The organism is Pseudomonas simiae (assembly GCF_900111895.1).
Taxonomy (GTDB): domain Bacteria; phylum Pseudomonadota; class Gammaproteobacteria; order Pseudomonadales; family Pseudomonadaceae; genus Aquipseudomonas; species Aquipseudomonas simiae.
The window spans coordinates 773,898-794,322 of the sequence record NZ_FOKB01000001.1 but is presented as its reverse complement, the minus strand read 5'-3'; the positions used below and the strand labels follow the sequence as shown (position 1 = coordinate 794,322).

17 protein-coding genes and 1 pseudogene are annotated in these 20,425 nt (G+C 61.4%); 8 read left to right on the top strand and 10 right to left on the bottom strand.

The features are described 5' to 3' along the window. The 10 genes and pseudogenes from BMZ57_RS03835 to BMZ57_RS03790 all read right to left on the bottom strand — a co-directional run bounded on the left by BMZ57_RS03835 (position 1) and on the right by BMZ57_RS03790 (position 11,131). Positions 1 to 915: a Fe(3+) dicitrate ABC transporter substrate-binding protein FecB gene (locus BMZ57_RS03835; protein WP_373422424.1), complete on the bottom strand. Its 915-nt coding sequence runs from the start codon at positions 913 to 915 to the stop codon at positions 1 to 3. A gap of 230 nt (positions 916 to 1,145) precedes the next feature. Further along, on the bottom strand, positions 1,146 to 3,536 hold the full coding sequence (locus BMZ57_RS03830) for a TonB-dependent receptor (protein ID WP_010209184.1): 2,391 nt from the start codon (positions 3,534 to 3,536) through the stop codon (positions 1,146 to 1,148). Between the two features lie 84 nt (positions 3,537 to 3,620). Continuing rightward, positions 3,621 to 5,231: a gamma-glutamyltransferase family protein gene (locus BMZ57_RS03825; RefSeq protein ID WP_044287450.1), complete on the bottom strand. Its 1,611-nt coding sequence runs from the start codon at positions 5,229 to 5,231 to the stop codon at positions 3,621 to 3,623. 36 nt (positions 5,232 to 5,267) lie between these two features. Then, the gene (locus tag BMZ57_RS03820) at positions 5,268 to 6,047 is read right to left on the bottom strand and encodes an amino acid ABC transporter ATP-binding protein (RefSeq protein WP_069672489.1); all 780 of its coding nucleotides are present in this window, start codon (positions 6,045 to 6,047) and stop codon (positions 5,268 to 5,270) included. Positions 6,048 to 6,049: 2 nt separating this feature from the next. Then, the gene (locus tag BMZ57_RS03815; RefSeq protein WP_010209179.1) at positions 6,050 to 6,826 is read right to left on the bottom strand and encodes an amino acid ABC transporter permease; all 777 of its coding nucleotides are present in this window, start codon (positions 6,824 to 6,826) and stop codon (positions 6,050 to 6,052) included. Between the two features lie 11 nt (positions 6,827 to 6,837). Next, positions 6,838 to 7,644 (bottom strand): ABC transporter substrate-binding protein, encoded by an 807-nt coding sequence (locus BMZ57_RS03810; RefSeq protein ID WP_069672488.1) that lies wholly within the window; start codon positions 7,642 to 7,644, stop codon positions 6,838 to 6,840. Positions 7,645 to 7,721: 77 nt separating this feature from the next. Then, on the bottom strand, positions 7,722 to 8,390 hold the full coding sequence (locus BMZ57_RS03805) for a GntR family transcriptional regulator (protein ID WP_042571771.1): 669 nt from the start codon (positions 8,388 to 8,390) through the stop codon (positions 7,722 to 7,724). A 278-nt stretch (positions 8,391 to 8,668) separates the two neighbouring features. Next, positions 8,669 to 9,110, bottom strand: a pseudogene (locus BMZ57_RS03800) (hypothetical protein). 57 nt (positions 9,111 to 9,167) lie between these two features. Further along, positions 9,168 to 10,451 carry an ATP-binding protein gene (locus BMZ57_RS03795; RefSeq protein WP_069672487.1) on the bottom strand — a complete coding sequence of 428 codons (1,284 nt, stop codon included), beginning with the start codon at positions 10,449 to 10,451 and terminating at the stop codon, positions 9,168 to 9,170. Beyond that, entirely contained in the window at positions 10,448 to 11,131 is a 684-nt protein-coding gene (locus tag BMZ57_RS03790) for a response regulator transcription factor (protein WP_010209170.1), read from the bottom strand. Before BMZ57_RS03790 ends, BMZ57_RS03795 begins: the two co-directional genes overlap by 4 nt. A gap of 187 nt (positions 11,132 to 11,318) precedes the next feature. Here BMZ57_RS03790 and bamA point away from each other — a divergent pair, with 187 nt between their 5' ends. The 8 genes from bamA (at position 11,319) to BMZ57_RS03750 (ending at position 20,413) form a co-directional block, all read left to right on the top strand. Next, a complete protein-coding gene (gene bamA / locus BMZ57_RS03785; protein ID WP_042571772.1) occupies positions 11,319 to 13,685 on the top strand; it encodes an outer membrane protein assembly factor BamA in 2,367 nt (788 codons plus the stop codon). Positions 13,686 to 13,763: 78 nt separating this feature from the next. Continuing rightward, positions 13,764 to 14,198: a YeeE/YedE family protein gene (locus BMZ57_RS03780; RefSeq protein ID WP_010209167.1), complete on the top strand. Its 435-nt coding sequence runs from the start codon at positions 13,764 to 13,766 to the stop codon at positions 14,196 to 14,198. A gap of 2 nt (positions 14,199 to 14,200) precedes the next feature. Beyond that, on the top strand, positions 14,201 to 14,620 hold the full coding sequence (locus tag BMZ57_RS03775; RefSeq protein ID WP_010209166.1) for a DUF6691 family protein: 420 nt from the start codon (positions 14,201 to 14,203) through the stop codon (positions 14,618 to 14,620). Positions 14,621 to 14,838: 218 nt separating this feature from the next. Further along, positions 14,839 to 15,831, top strand: a complete 993-nt coding sequence (locus BMZ57_RS03770) for a SphA family protein (protein WP_021491097.1) — start codon at positions 14,839 to 14,841, stop codon at positions 15,829 to 15,831. Positions 15,832 to 15,846: 15 nt separating this feature from the next. Next, positions 15,847 to 17,028: an MFS transporter gene (locus BMZ57_RS03765; RefSeq protein ID WP_010209164.1), complete on the top strand. Its 1,182-nt coding sequence runs from the start codon at positions 15,847 to 15,849 to the stop codon at positions 17,026 to 17,028. Between the two features lie 35 nt (positions 17,029 to 17,063). Then, positions 17,064 to 18,509 carry a carotenoid oxygenase family protein gene (locus tag BMZ57_RS03760; protein ID WP_010209163.1) on the top strand — a complete coding sequence of 482 codons (1,446 nt, stop codon included), beginning with the start codon at positions 17,064 to 17,066 and terminating at the stop codon, positions 18,507 to 18,509. Between the two features lie 230 nt (positions 18,510 to 18,739). Next, entirely contained in the window at positions 18,740 to 19,591 is an 852-nt protein-coding gene (locus tag BMZ57_RS03755) for a fumarylacetoacetate hydrolase family protein (protein WP_010209162.1), read from the top strand. Positions 19,592 to 19,594: 3 nt separating this feature from the next. Next, a complete protein-coding gene (locus tag BMZ57_RS03750) occupies positions 19,595 to 20,413 on the top strand; it encodes an IclR family transcriptional regulator (RefSeq protein WP_010209161.1) in 819 nt (272 codons plus the stop codon). Positions 20,414 to 20,425 lie beyond the last annotated feature (12 nt).

Sequence of the window (20,425 nt, the reverse complement as noted above, 5' to 3'; positions counted from 1 at the left end):
TTATTGGCTCAGTACGGCTTTACCGCCTTTGAGAATCGCCAGCGCGTCTTCGGCGATCTGCTCCGAGGCCAGTACGCCGCGGTTGCGCGCCCAACTGTCGCCGTCCACTTCGGCGACCTGCTTGTTACGCACCGCTCCCAGCACTTGCCACAGCGGCTGCTGGCTCCAGCTGTCGACGATGCTGGGGCGACGGTAATGGCCGACGAGCAACCAGCCGGGGTCGAGGGCGAGCAGTTGCTCCAGGCTGACGAACTCGGTAGGTGCAGCGTTGGCGCGTACCGAAGGGACTTTCAGGCCGATGGCTTCGAGCACGCTGCCGGCGTAGGAGTCCGGGCCGTGTACGGAGAAACTGTCTTCACGCGCCACACCGAACAGCACACTGGCGCCGGCCGGGATCTGTTGCGCAATGGCGTTGAGGTTCTCGCGGTTCTTCTGGATCCGCGCTTCCATCTGCGCGCTTTTGCCCAACGCCTTGCCGATCAACTCGGCGGATTTCAGGCTGCCCTGGTAGTCCTCGCCGCGTGACGGCAGCAACAAGGTCGGCGCGATGCTCGCCAGGTCGCTGTACAAGGCCTGGTGACGATTGAGGTCGGCGACGATCAAGTCTGGCTTGAGCCGGGCGATTTCCTCGATACTCGGTTGCGAGCGCAGGCCCACCGACTTCCATTGGCCGATGGCCTGGCGCACACGGGGCAGTACGCGGTTGGCATCACCATCATCGGCGGCCCCAACGGGCGTGACGTCAACGGCAGCCAGGCTGTCGAGAAAGGAGAATTCCAGCACCACCACGCGCTTGGGCGCATCCGGCAGATGCACCGCGTGCTGGCCGTCGTTGAGGTCGATGGGGGCGGCGCTCAGCAGGCTTGAAGAGAACGCCAACACGCAGGCGGCAAGGGTGGGGATGGAGCGCAGCATTCGCATGACAAGGACCTCGGCGTTAAAACACCCCGCTAGACAGGCCGGGGAAAACGGCGGGTACTATTCCATATCGACGCGGCGTGATCAAAAAACATTCTCATTAACGCCAAAATCAGGTGTGGGAGCTGGCTTGCCTGCGATGACGCTACATCAGCAAATAGCGCTGTGACTGGCGCCCCTCCCTATCGCAAGCAAACCAGCGCCCACAGGTTGATCGGTGTCCCCCCTTAGAAGTCGACGGTGGCGGACAGCAGATAGGTACGCGGCGTCGACAAGGTCAGCCCCGGCTCACTGTCATCCGAAGCCCCGGCCGAACTCCAATAGCGCTTATCGGCGACGTTCTCCACATTCGCCCGCAAGGTGATGTGTTTGTCGTCCACCTTGAACGCGTAGCGCGCCCCTACGTCGAGGCGGTTCCAGGCGTCGATTTCCTTGACGTTGGACTGGTCCAGGTACTGCGAGCTGGAGTAAATGCCACGGCTGGTCAGCGTCAGGCCTTCGAGGCCCGGCACATCCCATTCGGCACCCAGGTTGACGTTGTACTTGGGCGTGGCCGGGGCACGGTTGCCGTCCCAGGTACCGTTGGTGGTGTCCTTCAGCTCACTGTCGATGTACATCACACCACCGAGCAGGCGGAAGCCCTTGAGCGGTTCGCCGAACACACTCAGTTCCACACCTGAGTTCTCGCGTTTGCCATTGGGACCAAACAGCCGCGTGGTCGCATTGGTTTCATAGGCCGGCTGCTTGATACGGAACACCGCAGCGGTCACGGCAAACGCCCCGGCGTCGTACTTGGCGCCCACTTCGACCTGGCGGCTGATGAACGGCGGGAAGATCTGGTCTTCGTTGATCGAGGTGGACGGCGCGATCTTGCCCTGGCTCAGGCCTTCCATGTAGTTGGCGTACAGCGACAACCTGTCGGTGGCCTTGAACAGGATGCCGCCGGATGGCGAGACCTTTTCTTCGTCGTAGGCGGTATCACCTTTGATGCCGTCGCTCCAGTCATCGACCTTCACGCGCTGCCAGCGCGCACCGAGGGTGAGCAACAGGCGATCATCGAAGAAGCCCAGGGTGTCGGACAAGGCCACGCCGCTGAATTTGTTTTCGGTGTAGACCTTGGGATCAAACCGCGTCGGCCGCGAAGGCGTGGGGGTTTGCACCGGGTTGTAGAGATTGCTCGACGGCGACGTATAACGCGCGCCTCCGTTGGTGAAGTCCATGTCGAAGTAGCTGGCGGCCAGGTTGACCTCATGGCTCACCGGCCCGGTCTGGAACCAGTTGCGCACGCCGGCGGTGTAGGTGCGCACGTTTTCATCGCGGGTGAAATCCCGTGGCTGCACGCTGAAGTCACCGGCTGCGTTGGATACGGACACCGCGTGGCGCAGGAAATCGTGGTTGCTTTTGCGCGCCCCCATGCCGCCGTAGAGCATCACGTTGTCGCTGAGGTCATACTCGGCATTGACCGTGCCGAAGGTGTCGTTGGTTCGGGCCTTGCTCCAGGATTGCGCATAGTTGCGGCGCACGTCATTGGCGCTGGGCACCGGCGCTGCGGCCGCCACCTGTACGCGCTCTTGCGGCGCATCGGTGTCGCGCTCGGTGTGGCCGATGTCAGTGGAAAGGCGCAAGCGTTCGCCACGAAAATCCAGGCCCAGCACGGCCATTTCGCGGTCGACGCTCTGGTGATCCCACTCGGTATCGCCGGACTGCTTCACGCCGTTGAAGCGAATGCCGAACTGGTTGTCTTCGCCAAAGCGTCGACCGATGTCCACTGCGCCGCCGGCCTGGCTGTCGGAAGCCCAGTTGCCGGTAAACGAGTTGATGTCCTTGTCGGTGGCGCGCTTGGGCACCACGTTGATCCCGCCGCCCACGCTGCCACGCGGCGAAATGCCGTTGATCAACTGGCTCGGCCCCTTGAGGATGTCGACACGGTCGGCCATTTCCATGTCGATGGTGTAAGTCGGCAGCACGCCGTATAAGCCGTTGTACGCCACGTCGCTGTTGAACAGGCTGAAGCCGCGAATGGTGAATTGCTCGTAGCGCCCACCGGCCGGGTTGGTCGCGCGTACCGACGGGTCGGCGGCGATCAGGTCGCCCAGGGTGCGGGCCTGTTGGTTCTTCACCGTGTCAGCGGTGTAGGTGGTGATGCTGAACGGGGTTTCCATGAAGTCCCGCGTGCCGAGCAGGCCCTGGGCCGTGCGGCGCGCCACTTGGCCCCCGGCGTAGGTGTCGCCGTCATACAGGCCGGTGGTGCCGAGGATCGACGTCGGGGCCAATTCCAGGCTGCTGCCCTCCGGCGCCGGCACCAGCATATAGGCCTGTGCACCCATCGGCTGCAGTTGCAGGCCAGAGCCTTGCAGCAAGCGGGCAAAGCCCTCCTCGACCGCATACTCGCCGGACAAACCGCTGCTGCTGCGCCCACTGACCAACGCCGGGTCCACCGACAGATTGACGCCCGCCAACCCGGCAAAGCGGGTGAGCGCCGCACTCAGGCTGCCGGCGGGCACCTGATAGCTGCGGCGAGTGGCGGTGTCTTCGGCGTAGCTGACAGCAGCGAAGAACGGGCTGGCGCTGAGGCTCAGCAGCAGGCTGAGTTTCAGCAAGGGGCGGACTACAGGCATTGGCGGAAGCTCTCAATATTGTTCACTTGCCTGGAATGACAGGCGAGATGAAAAAAGGGGACAGGCTTCAGCCAATTTTTTCGCTTACCACACTGCGATCGTTGAATCCGCCCTCGGCTCCGTTCCGCCGCACAATACACCACTGACCGGGTCCCGCAGAATGATCTGCCCACGCCCGTAGTCGGTGAGGTCGCTGGCCATCTGCACCTGATGCCCGCGCCGCGCCAAGGCATTGGCCAAGTCGCGGGAGGCACCCTGTTCGATACCGACCTTCATGTCGCCCAGCCATTGCCAGCGCGGCGCGTCCAATGCCGCTTGCGGGTTGAGGCCGAAATCCACCAGGTTCATCACCATCTGCACGTGGCCCTGGGGCTGCATGTAGCCGCCCATCACGCCGAACGGGCCGAGCGCCTGGCCGTCTTGGGTGAGGAAGCCGGGGATGATGGTATGGAAGGTTTTTTTGCCTGGCGCCAGGCAGTTGGCGTGTGTCGGGTCGAGGCTGAACTCCTGCCCGCGGTTCTGCAGGGCAATGCCACTGTCGGGCAGCACCACGCCGGAACCAAAGCCGTGGTAGTTGCTTTGGATAAACGAAACCATGTTGCCCTCGGCGTCGGCCGTGGCCAGGTACACCGTGCCGCTGGCGTGGGGATCACCGGGTTTGGGGGGCTGGGCCTGTTCACCGATCTGCCCACGGCGACGGCTGCTGTAGTCATCGCTGAGCAGATCGGCGACGGCCACGCGCATGTGCAGCGGGTCGGTGATGTAGTGCAGACCGTCGCTGTAGGCGAGTTTCATGGCCTCCAATTGGCGGTGCCAGGTCTGCTGGCTGTCGCGGTGATCGAAGCTGAAACCTTCGAGGATGTTCAGCGCCATCAACGCCACCAGGCCCTGGCCGCTGGGGGGGATTTCCCAGACATCCACGCCCCGGTAGTTGACGTGGATCGGCTCCACCCACTCAGCGCGGTAATCCTGGAGATCGCTGGCGCGCAGGTAGCCGCCACTCGCCCTGGAATGCGCATCCAGGCGCTCGGCCAGGGCTCCGCGATACAGGCTTTCGCAGCGGGTGGCCGCCAGTTCTTCGAGGGTACGGGCCTGGGCCGGGTTGCGAAACATGTCCCCGGCCCGTGGCGCGCGGCCGTCGATCAGGAAGGTGTCGAACCAGGCATCCAGCGCAGCGTCGCGATGGGGGCTGAATTCTTCCAGGGTAAGCTGCCATTGATGGGCGACCACCGGCGACAGCGGGAAACCATCGCGCGCCAGGCGGATGGCCGGTTGCAGCAACTCGGCAAACGGCAATTTGCCGAAGCGTTGCGACAGCTCGGCCCAAGCCGACGGGCAGCCTGGCACCGTGACCGGTGTCCAGCCATACAGCGGCATCTGATCATGCCCCGCTGCCTTGACCGCCTCGATACTCAAGGCCGCCGGCGCATGGCCGTTGCCATTCAAACCGTGCAACTGGCCCTTGCACCAGACGAGGGCAAACGCATCGCCGCCGATGCCGCAGCCGGTGGGCTCCACCACCGTCAAAGCGGCCGCCGTAGCAATCGCAGCGTCGATGGCGTTACCGCCCTTCTGCATGACCTCGATACCGGCCTGGGCGGCCAGGGGCTGGGACGCCGCGACCATGCCGCGCTGGGCAAACACGCTCTGGCGTTGGGAGGGATAAGGGTACTCGTGAGCAGAAAATTTCAACATGGCTAAGACTCGTCAACACAAGCGTGATGGGAAGACTCACAACACACGACTAAGGAACGCACGCGTGCGCGGATGGCTGGGGTGGCTGAAAATCTGTTCCGGCGGCCCTTGCTCGATGAGTTCACCCTGATCGAGCACCACCACGCGGTCGGCCACTTCACGGGCAAAACCCATTTCGTGGGTGACCACCACCATGGTCATACCCTCCTCGGCCAGCTCCTTCATCACCTGCAGCACTTCGCCGACGGTTTCCGGGTCGAGGGCGCTGGTGGGTTCGTCAAACAGCATGGCCTGGGGTTTCATCGCCAGTGCACGGGCGATGGCCACCCGTTGCTGCTGCCCGCCGGAGAGCATCGCCGGGTAGTGGCTGGCCTTGTCCGCCAGGCCAACCCGCGCTAGTAATCCACGGGCCTTTTCCAAGGCTTGGGCGCGAGGCGTGCCAAGCACCTGGATCGGCGCCTCGATGATGTTTTCCAGCGCAGTCATGTGGGGGAACAGGTTAAAGCGTTGGAACACCATGCCGATGTCGCGGCGCTGACGGGCGATGTTGCGCTCCGAGTCGCGCACCAGGCTGCCGTCGCTGCGCTCGCGATAGCCCATGGCGCGGCCGTTGACGCGGATGCGTCCACCCTGGATGTCCTCCAGCAGGTTGATGCAGCGGATAAACGTGGTCTTGCCCGAACCCGAGGCGCCGATCAGCACCACCACCTCACCGCGCCGCACTTGCAGGGAGATCCCCTTGAGGATCTGCAGTGCGCCGAACGACTTATGAATATCCAACGCTTCGATAATCAGCTCTTCACTTTGATGCGCCATGGTTATCGTCCCCTCAGCAGTTTCAAGGTGCTGCGCCCGAACATGCGGCTGGACGCCGGTGGCGGTGCGGAAGGCCGGTCGGACTGGCCGAAACGTGCCTCCAGCCAGCGCTGGAAGAAGCCCCAGAGCGTGGTGAGCATCAGGAAGTAGATCGCGACCACCAGGTACAACTCGAACACGCGAAACGTCGCCGAGGTGACCATCTGCGTGCTGAGCAACAATTCCTGCACGCCGATCACGCTGACCAGGGTGGTGTTCTTGAGCATCACGTTGAACTCGTTGCCCAGCGGCGGCACGATCACGCGGAACGCCTGGGGCAGCACGATACGCCGCATCAGCTTGGCAAAGCCCATGCCCAGGGAGCGCCCGGCTTCGTACTGGCCCTTGTCGACCGCGCCAATGCCGGCGCGGATGATCTCGGCCATATAGGCGCCTTCGTTGAGGCCCAAAGCGATGATCGCCGCCTGGATATTGCCAGGCACCACCAGACCGAACAGGTCGATATCCTCAAAGCGGAAAATCCCGCCCGCCGCCAGCGCCGTGTACAGGAACACGATCTGCACCAGCAACGGCGTGCCGCGCATCAGCCACACATAAAAACGCACCGGCAGGTGCAATAGCGGGTTCTTTGACAGGCGCAACAGTGCAGCCGCCAAGCCCAGCACACAGCCCAGCAGCATCGCCGACACCGCGATCAGGCAGGTCAGCCAGAGCCCGGTGAGGTACACCCCGCTGGGCTGCAACAGGTACTGCCAGAACACATCCCAATTGAAGTTCATTGCGGGAAACCTCAGTCGAGAGTGTCACTGCTGACATGCCATTTGTTGAGCAATGCCACATAGCTGCCATCACTGCGCATGTCGCTGATCACTTGCTGCACGGTGGCGCTGAGTTGCGGGTCATCCTTGCGCATGCCCAGGCCGGTAAGGATGCGACTGAATGCCGGCACGCCTTCCTGGAACAGGTCCGGGGCCATCGCGGCGTAGTAGCCGGCGGTTTCCACCGTGGTGCCGTAGGCGTCGACCTGGCTGATGCGCAGGGCCTGGAAGGCATCGGTGTCGCTGTTGTACACCACCAGTTTCATCGGCGGCTTGCCGGCTTTGGTCAGGCTGTCGTTTTGCGCGTCCAGCAGGGTCTTGATGGTGGAGCCGTTGAGCACTGCGACCTTGTGCCCGGACAAGTCATCCAGGGCCTTGATGCCTTTTGGATTGCCCTTGGGCACCACCACCGACTGGCTGGAATACATGTAGTTAACGATGTCGATCACCTGGCGCCGTTCGGGTTTGTCGAACAGCTGGTCAACGATCATGTCGCATTGCTGGGCAAGCAACGCAGGCACCAGGCCGGAAAACGGAATGACCCGCCATTGCACCTGTTTGTCGCCCAGGCGCTTGGCAACTTCAAGCCCGAGGTCGACGGTGAGACCGCGCGGTTTCTGCGCTTCATCGAAGGACACCAGGGGCGGTGAATCCATCCCGGAGCAGTAGACGAGTTTATCGACTGTCTTCAGGCGCTCCGGCACCTGGGGCGCGGCAGAAGCCCATTGGGTACAGAAGCCGAGGGAGACAGCCATCAACAAGGCGCGGCGTTTATGCATGACCAGACACTCCAGTTCGTTGTTTAACGGGGCAGGACTCAAAGTCAACACACGGACGGGCTTGGGCCCGCCTCTTGTTATTTTTCCGCTTGCAGGAACTGGATCAGCGCCGGCACGGTGCCCTCGATATGCTCGCGCACCACGCCCTCGGCGCGGGCGGCGTCACCGGCACGGATGGCATCAAGGATCACCGCATGTTCCTGGCGGGCGCTGAGGGGTTTCTCGCCATGCTGCAACCACAGGCGCATGGGCGCTTCCACCAGCGAGTACAGCGCCGAGATCTGCTTCATCAAGCGTGGACGGCCACTGAGGCTGCACAGGTATTCGTGAAAAGCGCGGTGGCGGCTGACCCAAGCGGCGCTTTCGTCGCGGTAGTCGTCCATCTCGTCGAGCATGCGCTCCAGTGCGGCCAATTGACGTTCGCCGATGCGTGGGACTGCCACACGCACTGCCAGGCCTTCGAGGGCACTGCGCATCTCGAATACTTCGTGCAATTCATCGATATCCAGGCCGCTGACGACGGCACCACGGTTGGGTCGCAAGGTGACCAGACCTTGGGCATCCAAGCGGCGGAAGGCTTCGCGCACCGGCATGCGGCTCATGCCAATCTCACTGGCGATGTCTTCAGCGATCAGCCGGTCGCCCTTGCGGTAGCGACCACCGCAAATGGCGTCGAGCAGGAAGTTGTAGGCCTCCTCCTCGGCGGTGAGGGGCTGACGGTCAACGTAAGCGGGGGCGAATTGCATTGGCAGCACCTTTTGTATTTTTGTATCCAATTATCCATGAATACAAAAAAGCAGTTTGCGTGCCAGATTATGCAAAGGTGTGCCAAATGGTTGATTTGGATGAAACAGCGGGGGATTTGTCGACAGAGGGTGCGCAATGACGTTGCAGGTGCTTGCTACCAAACAGCACATAAATTGCCCCGTGAGTGGGCACACGTAACAGGTCGCGGGCCACGTCGGGGCAGATGTCTAAACACGGCCCCTGGCCTCAGATCAGGATTGAAGGCAACCGGCCATTTTCAACCGGGTTCGGCCGAGTAGATGATGGTCTGCGCACTGTTTTCAGTGACGGGCGGGCGTGTGAAGTAGGTGTCACCTTCGTCGGTAAGGATCTCGTAGTCGACGTTGCGGGTGTTGCTTGCGTGCTTGATGATTTTCAGCACGCGTTGGAACTTCATGCTTTGCGTACCGTTCTGGTTAGGCCCGGTCAACACGCTGACGCTTTGGAACCAGCCGCTGTGCTGCTTGTTGCCGAGCAGCGCACAGGTCATCGCCTCGAACCGTTCCAGCCGCGTAAACCCCCATAGCGTCTGCTCCTTGACCGCCGCGCCTGGGGTGGCGGCACCGGTAAACACGAAGAGATTGATCGCCGGATTGTCTTCGCAAAAAAAAATCATACGGGACCAGGCCGTCGACCATTTTCCTACCGGGTACAAAGCCCTTTTTATGCACCTGAAACATTGTCACCTCCGCTCAATCACTGGCGACCAGTCTAATGAGGGGCGACGTACAGGGCGGTCAAGCCAATGTAATGTCGTGTAAAGATCGCGCACTGTGGAGGTTGATCTCCACGGTCAGCCCGCCCCCCGACTCGTTGCGCGCCTCGATATGGCCGCCATGCATCTGCACCGCCCTCGCCGCAATGGCCAAGCCCAGGCCAAAGCCGACAGTGGCATCACCCACACCGCGTTCGAACGGCTGGAAGATGGTGCTCAGTCGGTCAGGCGCCACCCCAGGCCCAAGGTCGCTGATGCGTACGCTCAAGCGATTAGCTTCGCGATTGACCTGCGCCGACACCTGCACGGTCGTTCCCGGACGGGTATAGCGTACGGCGTTGCGAATCACGTTTTCAAAACAGCGGTACAGCAACTCACCGCTGACACAGGCGATAAACGGCGGGCAAGCCTGCAGGTGAACGCGACAGTCCTTGATACCCGCTTCGAATTGCGCATCGTCGACAATCATCGCCAGCAATTCCACGATATCCACCGGCTCGCGCTCGATGCTTTCAGGGCGGCCCTGCAGGCGGGCCAGGGTCAGCAACGCCTCGATCAGCGTGTCCATGCGTTCGCACTCGCGCTCGATGCGCTCGAGCATTTCCAGGCGTGCGGCGTCCTGGCGCAACAGGCCGATGGCCGCTTGCATGCGCGTCAATGGCGAGCGCAGTTCATGGGAGATGTCGTGCAGCAGATGGTGTTGGGCTTGCACCAACACCTTCAACTGGTTGGCCATGCGGTCACAGTCTTCGGCCAGGTCGACGATTTCATCGCGGCGCTTGCCCATGGAGGGCTTGACCCGGGTTTCGAAACGCCCCTGGGCCACCTCGCTCATCGCCCGGCGCAAGTGCGCCAACGGCCAGGCCAGGTAGTACGCCATGTACCCGCTGAACAGCGCACTCATCAGCGTGCCGATGATCAGCGGGACCTGTTGCCAGGGCCTGCCGCCGTCCTCACCGGGGGCGTGACTCGAGCGCAGTGAAAGCGCCAGGCCTTCCTTGCTGGTCACCGCGCGCTCAAAGGCTGGCTCCGCAACCGCAGACCCAGCCAGTAACTGGCCGGTGCGGTCATAGATGCCGATAACTTCGTCCGGCGGACGCTCCCATACCGCCAGGAACTGGCCAGCGGCCTGGACACCAAATTGTTCCAGCAGCTTTTGCTCACTTGCGAGGATGGCGCCCACATGCGGGTCGCCCGGGCGGAAGCGGCTCAGCTCCAGCACACCGACCCCGACCAGGAACGTCAAGGTGGTCGCCAGCCAGAACGCCAGGAACAGTTTCCAGAACAGCAGGCTGGGCTTGGTCATTCGGCAATCAACAGGTAGCCCAGGCCACGCACGCTCTGGATCCAGGCCTTGGCGTCCGGGCGCGGCCCCAGCTTCTGCCGGATGCTGCTGATATGCACGTCGATGCGCCGGTCATAGCGGGTCAGCGGGCAACCCAGGGCATTGAGCGATAGATCCTTTTTGCTCACCACTTGGCCGGCGCAGCGGGCCAGTTCTTCGAGCAGGCTGAACTCGGTGCTGGTCACGCCCAGTTCTGCACCATTCCACACGGCCTGGCGCTTGCCGGGCCATAACACCAGCGAACCAGTCTTGATCACCTCGGTGGTGGGCTGACCGACTGCCTGCACCCTGCGCATGATGGCGCGCAGGCGCGCCACCAACTCGCCTGGGGAGCTGGGTTTGGGCACGTAGTCATCAGCACCGAGCTCCAGGCCAGTGATGCGGTCGATGTTGTCGCCACGGGCGGTGAGCAACACTACCGGGACTTGGCTGACGGCACGGATACGCCGCAGTACCTCAATGCCCGAACGCTGCGGCAACATCACATCCAGCACTACGATGCTGTAGCGACCCGACAGCGCCTCGGCCTCACCCGCCTCGCCCGTATGCACGGCCGTGGCCTCGAAGCCTTCGCACTCCAGGTATTGGCGCAGCATTTCAGTCAATTCCTGGTCATCGTCGACTAACAGTACGGAGATCATGACGGGCTCGTCCGGGGGTGGGCGCGCATTATCAGCCTTGCTGCCGGAATCCGGGCCAACCTTTACCTAACTTGACATTCAGTTAACCGCACCAAACGCCGCGCACTCTTATGCTGGCTCTTCACCGGTCGGCGAGTGAACCAAGCGCGCCGGCGCTGCTCGTCGATGTGTTCTGGAAAAGATCTTGATGAATTTTTCGCGCCTGCTCTGCTCGGTTGCGCTGCTGCTCAATGCCTCACTGGCACTCGCCCAAGGCTTCAAAATCTCGGATATTCGAATCAATGGCCTGCAACGGGTTTCGGCAGGCAGCGTTTTCGGTGCATTGCCGCTGAACGTTGGCGATGAAGCCGATGACCGGCGCCTGGTGGATTCCACCCGAGCATTGTTCAAGACCGGTTACTTCCAGGACATCCAGTTGAGCCGCGAAGGCGACGTGCTGATTATCAACGTCGTCGAGCGCCCTTCGGTTGCCAGTATCGAGTTCGAGGGCAACAAAGCGATCGCCACCGATGACCTGATGAAAGGCATGAAGCAATCAGGTCTGAGCGAAGGCGAGATATTCCAGCGCGCCACCCTGGAGGGCTTGCGCAATGAACTGCAGCGCCAGTACGTGGCCCAGGGCCGCTATTCGGCGTCGGTCGACACCGAGGTCGTGCCCCAACCGCGCAACCGCGTGGGCCTGAAGATCAAGATCGACGAAGGCGAAGTGGCATCGATCCAGCACATCAATGTGGTCGGCAATACGGTATTCGCCGACGCCGCCTTGCTCGACCAATTCACGCTAAAGACCAGCAACTGGCTTTCCTTTTTCAGGAACGACGATAAATACGCACGGGAGAAACTCTCCGGCGACCTTGAACGCCTACGCTCCTTTTACCTGGACCGCGGCTACATCAACATGGATATCGCCTCGACGCAGGTCTCCATGACCCCGGACAAAAAGCACGTGTACATCACCGTGAATATCCAGGAAGGCCAGAAATACACGGTGCGCGACGTGAAGTTGAGTGGCGAGCTGAAAGTCCCGCAGGATCAGGTGCAGGCGTTGTTACTGGTGAAAAAAGGCCAAGTGTTTTCGCGCAAATTGATGACCACCACGTCGGACCTGATCACCCGCCGCCTGGGCAACGACGGTTACACGTTCGCCAACGTCAGCGGCACGCCGCAGGTGCATGAAGCGGATCACACGGTCGATATCACCTTCAGCGTCGAGCCCGGCAAGCGGGCTTACGTCAACCGCATCAACTTCCGGGGCAATACCAAGACCGATGATAAGGTGCTGCGTCGCGAAATGCGCCAGATGGAGGGCGGCTGGGCCTCGACCTACTTGATCGACCAGTCCAAGGTGCGCCTGGAGCGGCTGGGGTACTTCAAGGAAGTGAACGTCGAGACGCCAGCGGTGACCGGGCTGGATGACCAGCTGGATGTGAACTACGCCGTGCAAGAGCAAGCATCCGGCTCGATCACGGCCAGCGTCGGCTTCGCCCAAAGTTCTGGGCTGATCCTCGGCGGGTCAATTACCCAGAACAACTTTCTCGGCACCGGCAATTCTGCCAGCCTGGGGCTGACCCGGTCGTCCTACCAGAGCAAGTACAACATCGGCTTCACCGATCCCTACTTCACTCGTGATGGGGTGAGCCTGGGTTACAACGCGTTCTATAACAAGACCGACTACAACAAATACTACGATGACGGAGTGTCCTATTACGCCATTAACAGTTATGGCCTGGGCGCCAGCCTCGGCTACCCGATCAATGAGACGTCGCGCCTGAGTTTCGGCTTGACCGCCCAACACGACAGTATCGAACCGGGCACCTACAGCGCCGACGAGATCTACGACTTCATCGAGCGCGAAGGCAAACAGTTCACCAACTTCAAAGCCAACCTGGGCTGGTCGGAATCGACCTTGAACAAAGGCGTGCTGGCGACGCGTGGGCACGCACAAAACCTCAACCTGACGGTGACGGTGCCCGGCAGCGACCTGAGTTTCTACAAAATCGATTACACGGGGCAAACCTTCCTACCGGTCAGCAATAACACCGCCCTGCGTTTGCATACCAAGCTCGGTTACGGCAACGGCTACGGTTCCACCGACGGCTTACCCTTCTACGAAAGCTATACGGCCGGCGGTGAAGGCACAGTGCGCGGCTTTGAGAGCGGCACGCTCGGCCCACGCAGCACGCCGGCGACCGGAACGTATGCCAGTGCCGGCCAGGCGTACTATTCGGACCGGGATACAGAGGCGCTGGGCGGCAATATCCTGATTACCGGCGGCGCGGAGTACTTGTTCCCCGTGCCGTTCATCAAGGACAACAAATCCGTGCGCACTTCACTGTTCTGGGATGTGGGCTCGGTGTATTCGGACAAGTGCTACCTGAGCACGACCCAAGGCTGCGGCGGCGTGGACCTGAGCCAGATGGCCAGTTCCGTGGGGGTGGGAGTGACCTGGTACAGCCCGCTGGGGCCGTTGAGTGTCAACCTGGCTTATCCGATTCGCACACCTGAGAACGCAGACAAGCAGGTCTTCCAGTTTTCCATGGGGCAGACGTTTTAAAGGGCCTGATCGACTTTTTCCACTATCAGTGGCGACGCTGAAGCACAATAGCGCCGAATCACTCAGGAGCAATGCTTCATGACTGTCGACTGGCTCAACTTCACACCCTGGTCGTCTCTGGCAGGCGGCGCACTGATTGGCCTGGCGGCCAGCGTGTTCGTCGTCAGCAACGGCCGTATCGCCGGCATCAGCGGCCTGATCGGCCATCTTCTGCAGCGAGAGGGCAAGGGCGTGAGTGAAACAGCACTGTTTCTGCTCGGCCTGCTCGTCGCCCCGCTGCTATGGGGTGCGTTCGCCACGCTACCGTTGATTGAATTCCAGAGCGGCTGGCCCGCATTGATCCTTGCCGGTTTCCTGGTAGGGGTGGGCACGCGGTACGGTTCAGGGTGCACCAGTGGCCATGGAGTGTGCGGCTTATCGCGACTTTCGCCACGCTCAATGGTCGCCACTGCCTGCTTCATGGCCAGCGGTTTCGTTACGGTGTTTGTGCTGCGTCATCTACTGGGAAGTTGAACATGATCAAGGTCACGGCATTCATCGCCGGGTTGCTGTTCGGTTTGGGCTTGCTTCTGGCGGGCATGGCCAACCCGACAAAAGTACTGGCGTTCCTGGATATAGCCGGCGCTTGGGATCCGTCCTTGGCACTGGTTATGATTGGCGCCATTGCCGTGGCGATTGGCCCGCTGACCTGGGCCCGCCGGCACTCCCGTTCACTGCTGGGCGCGCCCATGCAGTTGCCCGCCAAGCGCGGGCTGGACCGGCGCCTGGTGGGCGGCAGCCTGTTGTTCGGCATCGGTTGGGGTATTGCCGGGGTTTGTCCGGGTCCGGCCGTGGCCATTCTGCTGACAGGGCAGTGGCAGGTCATCCTGTTCACGGTGGCCATGCTGGGCGGCATGCTGTTGTTTACGGTACTGGAGAACCGGCGCAGGGGTTAAATCCGCTGAATGGGGACACACTACGATGGCTGCGCAAGCGCCATCATCCTGCGAACACCCCCTTCTCTATCCGTGGATAGGGTAAATCAACCGGCGTGACATGACGCTCTCAGTCAACTCTGACCGCTGTGTACAAGTAACAGCAACGCTCGAGAATTAAAGTTGAAGTGCCAGGGGAAGCTACCCCAGCTCACAACTCCAATAATAGAGCGACGTCAATGAGACTGACACCATCCTTGCCAGCGTGCCTGGCCCTCAGTTGCGTATCACTTGCCGCCTTTGCTGCCGAAGGCCCCCCACCGCCCTCCGTCAGCCAACCCAGCGGTATCAACCTGGGCGGCACCAGCTTCTTCGACGGGTTCGCCGGGCCACCGGGGCTGACGCATCAGACCTATTTGAAGTTCAGTACGTCCAGCAGCATTCGTGACAATGGTGGCAAGGACAACCGCAACTTCGATAACCCGAAGATCAATGTCATTACCCTGATCAACCAGTTCAGCTATTACTCACCGGACACCATCGGCGGCGGCGCACACCTGGGCTGGAGCCTGTTGGTCCCGGTGGTTTCCCTGGACGGCGACTTCGGCGACAACGGCGTCAAACTCAAGGACAACGGGGTCGGCCTGGGCGACGTCACTGTTGGCCCGCAAATCCAGTTCGATCCGCTCCTCAACGCCGAAGGCCGGCCGGTGTTCGTGCAACGCGTGGCCTTCGATACGATCCTGCCCACAGGTAAGTACGACAAACACAAGGACTTGAACCCCGGTTCCCATTACTTTTCCGTCAACCCCTACTGGGCCGCGACCCTGATGCCGGCACCGCGCTGGGAAGTGAGCTGGCGCTTGAATTACCTGTACAACTTCAAGAACGACGATCCCGCGAGCAGCTCGGCACAGTTCTTTGAAGGGCGCCCCGTGCGCGACACCCAATCAGGGCAATCGGCCTGGGCCAACTTTACGGCCTCCTACGAGGTGTACCCGAAAATCTCGGTCGGGATCAACGGCTATTACTTCCGGCAGATTTCCGATGACCGGGTCAACGGCGACCGCCTGAGCAACTCTCGCGAGAAAGTCCTTGGCATTGGCCCCGGTTTGTTCTGGAAGATCACTGAGGACAAGGCGTTCTGGCTCAATACCTATAAAGAAACCGGCGTAGAGAATCGCAGCAAGACCGATTACGCCGTGCAAGTTCGCTACGTTCATAAGTTTTGACTGAGGTGATGTGTGATGAATGCGCTCGACTCCATCGACAGCAAGCAATCACTGGGCGCTATTTGCCTGATGATGGTCATTTCCCTGGGAACGCTGCAGATCCAGCCGATTCTGGGCGGCGCGCTGATTGACCAACTGGGGGTGCCGCTCAATGCCATCGGCGTGATCTTCGCTGCCGAGCTAATCGCGATGGCCATCGCCTGCGGCGTATGTGCCCTGCTCATGGCCCGTGTCGACCGCCGCCGCTTTGCACGGGTGGCCTTGTTGATACTGGCCGTCGGCAACCTGATCAGCACTCAGGTTCACAGCCAGACGTGGCTGGTGGTCTTGCGGATCATCTGCGGCGCCAGCGGTGGCGCGGTCATGGCGGTGGTGTATGCGACCGCGGCACTGCGCCGGTCCAAAGATGCAACGTTTGCAGTGATCAATATCGGCAACTTGTTATGGGGCATGCTGCTGGTCACCTCGATGCCTCTGCTGCTGCAGGTATTTGGCGTGCGGGGTGCCTTTGGCCTGCTGGCCATCACCAGCCTGCTTGCCGCACTGGGTTGCGGGAGAATCCCCAGGCATTACCCGGACGCCCAACGCATCGCCCATGGCGCGGCCCGACCGTTCGGGGTGACCTCACTGCTGCTGATCGCGCTGTTTGCGCTGCTATTCTTCGGGCATTCCGCTCTATGGGTGTACCAGGAACGAATCGGTAAAAGCCTGGGCCTGGAACCTCAACAGATCGGGGCTATCCTCGGCGGCAGCATCCTGGCGGGTGCCCTGGGTGCAGGCCTTTCCGGGCTCATCGGACGGCGGCTTGGCCTACTGTTCCCGCAACTGTTGAGCTTCGGTGCTGCGTTAGTGGCGACCCTGATCATGGTGTATGGCGACAGTACCGTTGCCTTTGCCACCACGGCGTGCCTGATCCATATGGTGTGGTTTTTCAGCTTGCCCTATCTGCTTTCCATGGCCGCCGAACTGGATCCCTCCGGGCGCCTGGCGGGACTGGGCAACGCCGCGATATTCGTCGGGCAAGGGCTTGGCCCCTTTGGCGCCGCGCTGGTAGTGGGCGAAGGGCATTTCCGCGCGGTGGGCTGGCTGGCCGCCTGCGCTTATGGGCTGGCCTTGATCATCTCGTGCCTGGTGGTGGCTCGCTTCCGTCGCGGCGTTAAGCCCGGCGGGCAGGCCCTGTCAGCCCAATCCGCCTGAACGACGCCACCCAAACCGATCAATGAGATAACGCGATGAATACGCCATTCCCAAACACCCCGGAATTTTCCGGAGCGCTGTATGCGCCGAGCCGCGTCGAGGGCGACGTGTATGACCTTGAAATCGAAGGCGCCCTTCCCGAGGCGATCCGTGGGGCCTTTTACCAGGTGTCACCCGACCCGCAATACCCGCCCATGCTCGGCAACGATATTTTCTTCAATGGCGATGCCTTGGTCAGCGGCTTTTATTTTGCTGATGGCAAGGTCTCGCTGCGCCGCCGCTATGTGCTGACCGATCGCCTGGTCGCTCAGCGCCGTGAAGGGCGCTCGCTCAATGGTGTGTACCGCAACGTCTACACCAACGACCCGCTGGCGGCCAAAAACAACACCACCGCCAACACGTCTGTGATCCCGCACAACAACGTCCTGCTGGCTCTCAAGGAGGATGCCATGCCCTGGGCGTTGGACCCGCAGACCCTGGAGACTCTCGGCGAGTGGAATTTCGACGGGCAGATTGACTCTGCGACGTTCACTGCCCACCCCAAGCTCGACCCCGTCACGGGAAACCTGCTGGCCTTCAGTTACGAAGCCAAAGGCGACGGTACACCGGACATGGCCTATTTCGAGATATCGCCAGAGGGGAAGCTGCTGCATGAAATCTGGTTCCAGGCGCCCTACGCCGCGATGGTCCACGACTTCGCGGTCACCGAACGGTATGTGGTGTTCCCACTGATCCCGTTGACAGTGGACGTCGAACGCATGAAAAAAGGCGGCCAGCATTTCCAGTGGCAGCCCGAGTTGCCCCAGCTGTTTGCCGTGGTGCCCCGTTACGGCCATGCGCGCGACGTGCGCTGGTTCAAAGGACCTAAGGACGGCTTCCAGGGCCATACCCTGAATGCGTTCGATGAAGACGGCAAAGTGTATCTGGACATGCCGGTCACCGGCGGCAACATCTTCTACTTCTTCCCCCAGGCGGACGGTTTCGTACCGCCGCCAGAGACCCTGGCCGCCAGTCTGATGCGCTGGATATTCGACCTGAACAGTGCGCAGGATGAACTACAACCCCAGGCGCTGACGGACTATCCCTGCGAGTTTCCCCGCTGCGATGACCGCTACATCGGCCGCAAGTATGAACATGGATTCATGCTCGCCTTCGATCCAGAGCGCCCGTACAACCCGTCGAACGGGCCGATGCCATTCCAGTTTTTCAACCTGCTGGTTCACCTCAACCTCACGACCGGTGTCACCGATGCCTGGTTTCCCGGGGACAGCGGCTGTTTCCAGGAACCCATCTTCATTCCGCGCTCCGCGCAAGCCAAGGAAGGCGACGGCTACGTAGTCTGCCTGCTCAACCTGATTGCCGAAGGCCGCAGCGAACTGGTGGTGCTGGACGCCACCGCCATGGCCGCCGGCCCCCTCGCACGCATCAAAATCCCGTTCCGCATGCGCATGTCACTGCACGGCTGCTGGGCACCGCACTAAGTCGCGCCACCGCTCCCCCTCTCTCCATGCGACACGCCCGTGGCCCTCCACTTGCTGGAAGGGCGCGGGCTGCCCGGCGTTACAGGGCTGGATCCGATGATCGAACAGAAAACTCACGTTTATTTCGCAATGCAGGATTTATACAAAAATCCCACTTTACAGGATAAATGCTCAAGACTAGATTAAACCCATTGCTGCCATCTCCCGCTTCCTTTTCGAGAGGACACTTCATGAAACTTGCAAGCTTCATTGTTCACGGTCGCACGACCTACGGTGTGGTCGAAGGTGATCAACTGATTGACCTGGAATCGGTCAAATCAACCTTTGGCGCTGACCTCAAGCAAGCCATTGCCGCCAATCGCCTGGGGGAGCTGACACCGGCCGTGCTCGCGCCACTGCCCCGCGTGCCATTGGCCGACGTCACCTTCCTGCCGGTGATCGCCAATCCCGGGAAAGTGCTGTGCATCGGCATCAACTATGCCACCCACGTGCGGGAGACCGGGCGTGACATGCCGACCTATCCGATGATTTTCACGCGTTTCGCCGACAGCCAGGTCGCGCACCTGCAGCCGATCATTCGTCCAAAGGTGTCGCACAAACTGGATTTCGAAGGCGAACTCGCAGTGGTCATCGGCAAAACCGCAAGGCACGTCAACGCAGCGGACGCGCTGGACTACGTGGCCGGTTATGCCTGCTACAACGATGGCAGTGTGCGCGACTGGCAGAAGCACACCCTCCAGTTCGTGCCCGGCAAGAACTTCCCCCAAACCGGTGGATTCGGCCCTTGGATGGTGACCCACGACGAGATCAACGACCCGCAGGAGCTGGAACTGACCACGCGCCTGAACGGCGAAGTGATGCAACACACCCGCACCAGCGACATGATTTTCGACGTGCGCCAGTTGATCGAGTACTGCTCCACGTTCACCGAACTGGCCCCCGGCGACGTGATTGTCAGCGGCACCACTGGTGGCGTCGGTGCCTTCCGTGAACCGCCGGTGTGGATGAAGCCCGGCGACACCGTCGAAGTCGAGATAACCGGCATCGGCCGCCTGCGCAACAGCATCGCCGACGAGCAGTGAGTCATGAATCTACTTGAATCAGAACGCCCGTCGGAGCTGGAAGCCGATAGCAAAGGCTCCAGCCTGGAACGCATGCTGCGGGTGCTGGACCTGTTCACCGAGGCCAGCCCGATCTGGGCGGTGGACGAAATGGGCGCCGCACTGGGTTACACCCGCTCGACCATTTACCGCTACGTACGCGAACTGGCCGAGGCGAGCCTGTTGTTTCAGGTCGAAGCCGGACGCTATGCACTGGGCGCACGGATCATCACCTGGGACCGCCAGCTGCGCCTGAGCGACCCTCTGGTGCGCGCGGCACAGTCGCTGGAACAGGCTCTGCCACGCTGGAGCGAGCAACAGGTATGGCTGATCTGTCGGCTGTTCAAGGACCAGGTGGTATGTATCCACCAGCATGGCGAGTTGTTCAGTGAGGTCAGCTACTCCCGGGGTTCGCCCAGGCCGTTGTTCCTCGGCGCGACATCGAAAGCGATCCTCGCCAACATGACCTCGCGCCAGCACCGCCAGCTGTTCCTGGAAAACCCGGATGAAGTGCGCGCCAGCCACCTGGGCCAAACCTGGGAACAGTTCCGCCGCGCGCTGCAGCAACTGCGTCGCCAGGGCTATGTCGCCAGTGCGGCGGAAATCGATCCCGGCGTCTACGGCCTCGCGGCACCGATTTTCGACAGCGACGGCAAGGTGCTGGGCAGCATCAGTTGCGTGCGTCCGATCCAGGAGCGTGACAACACCCAGGAAGCGCAACAAGGGGAACAGATGCTGACCCTCGCACAGACACTCTCGCAACGCATGGCGGCCCTGACTCAACGCCCCGCGCAGCCGGACTGAAACCTTTGGAAG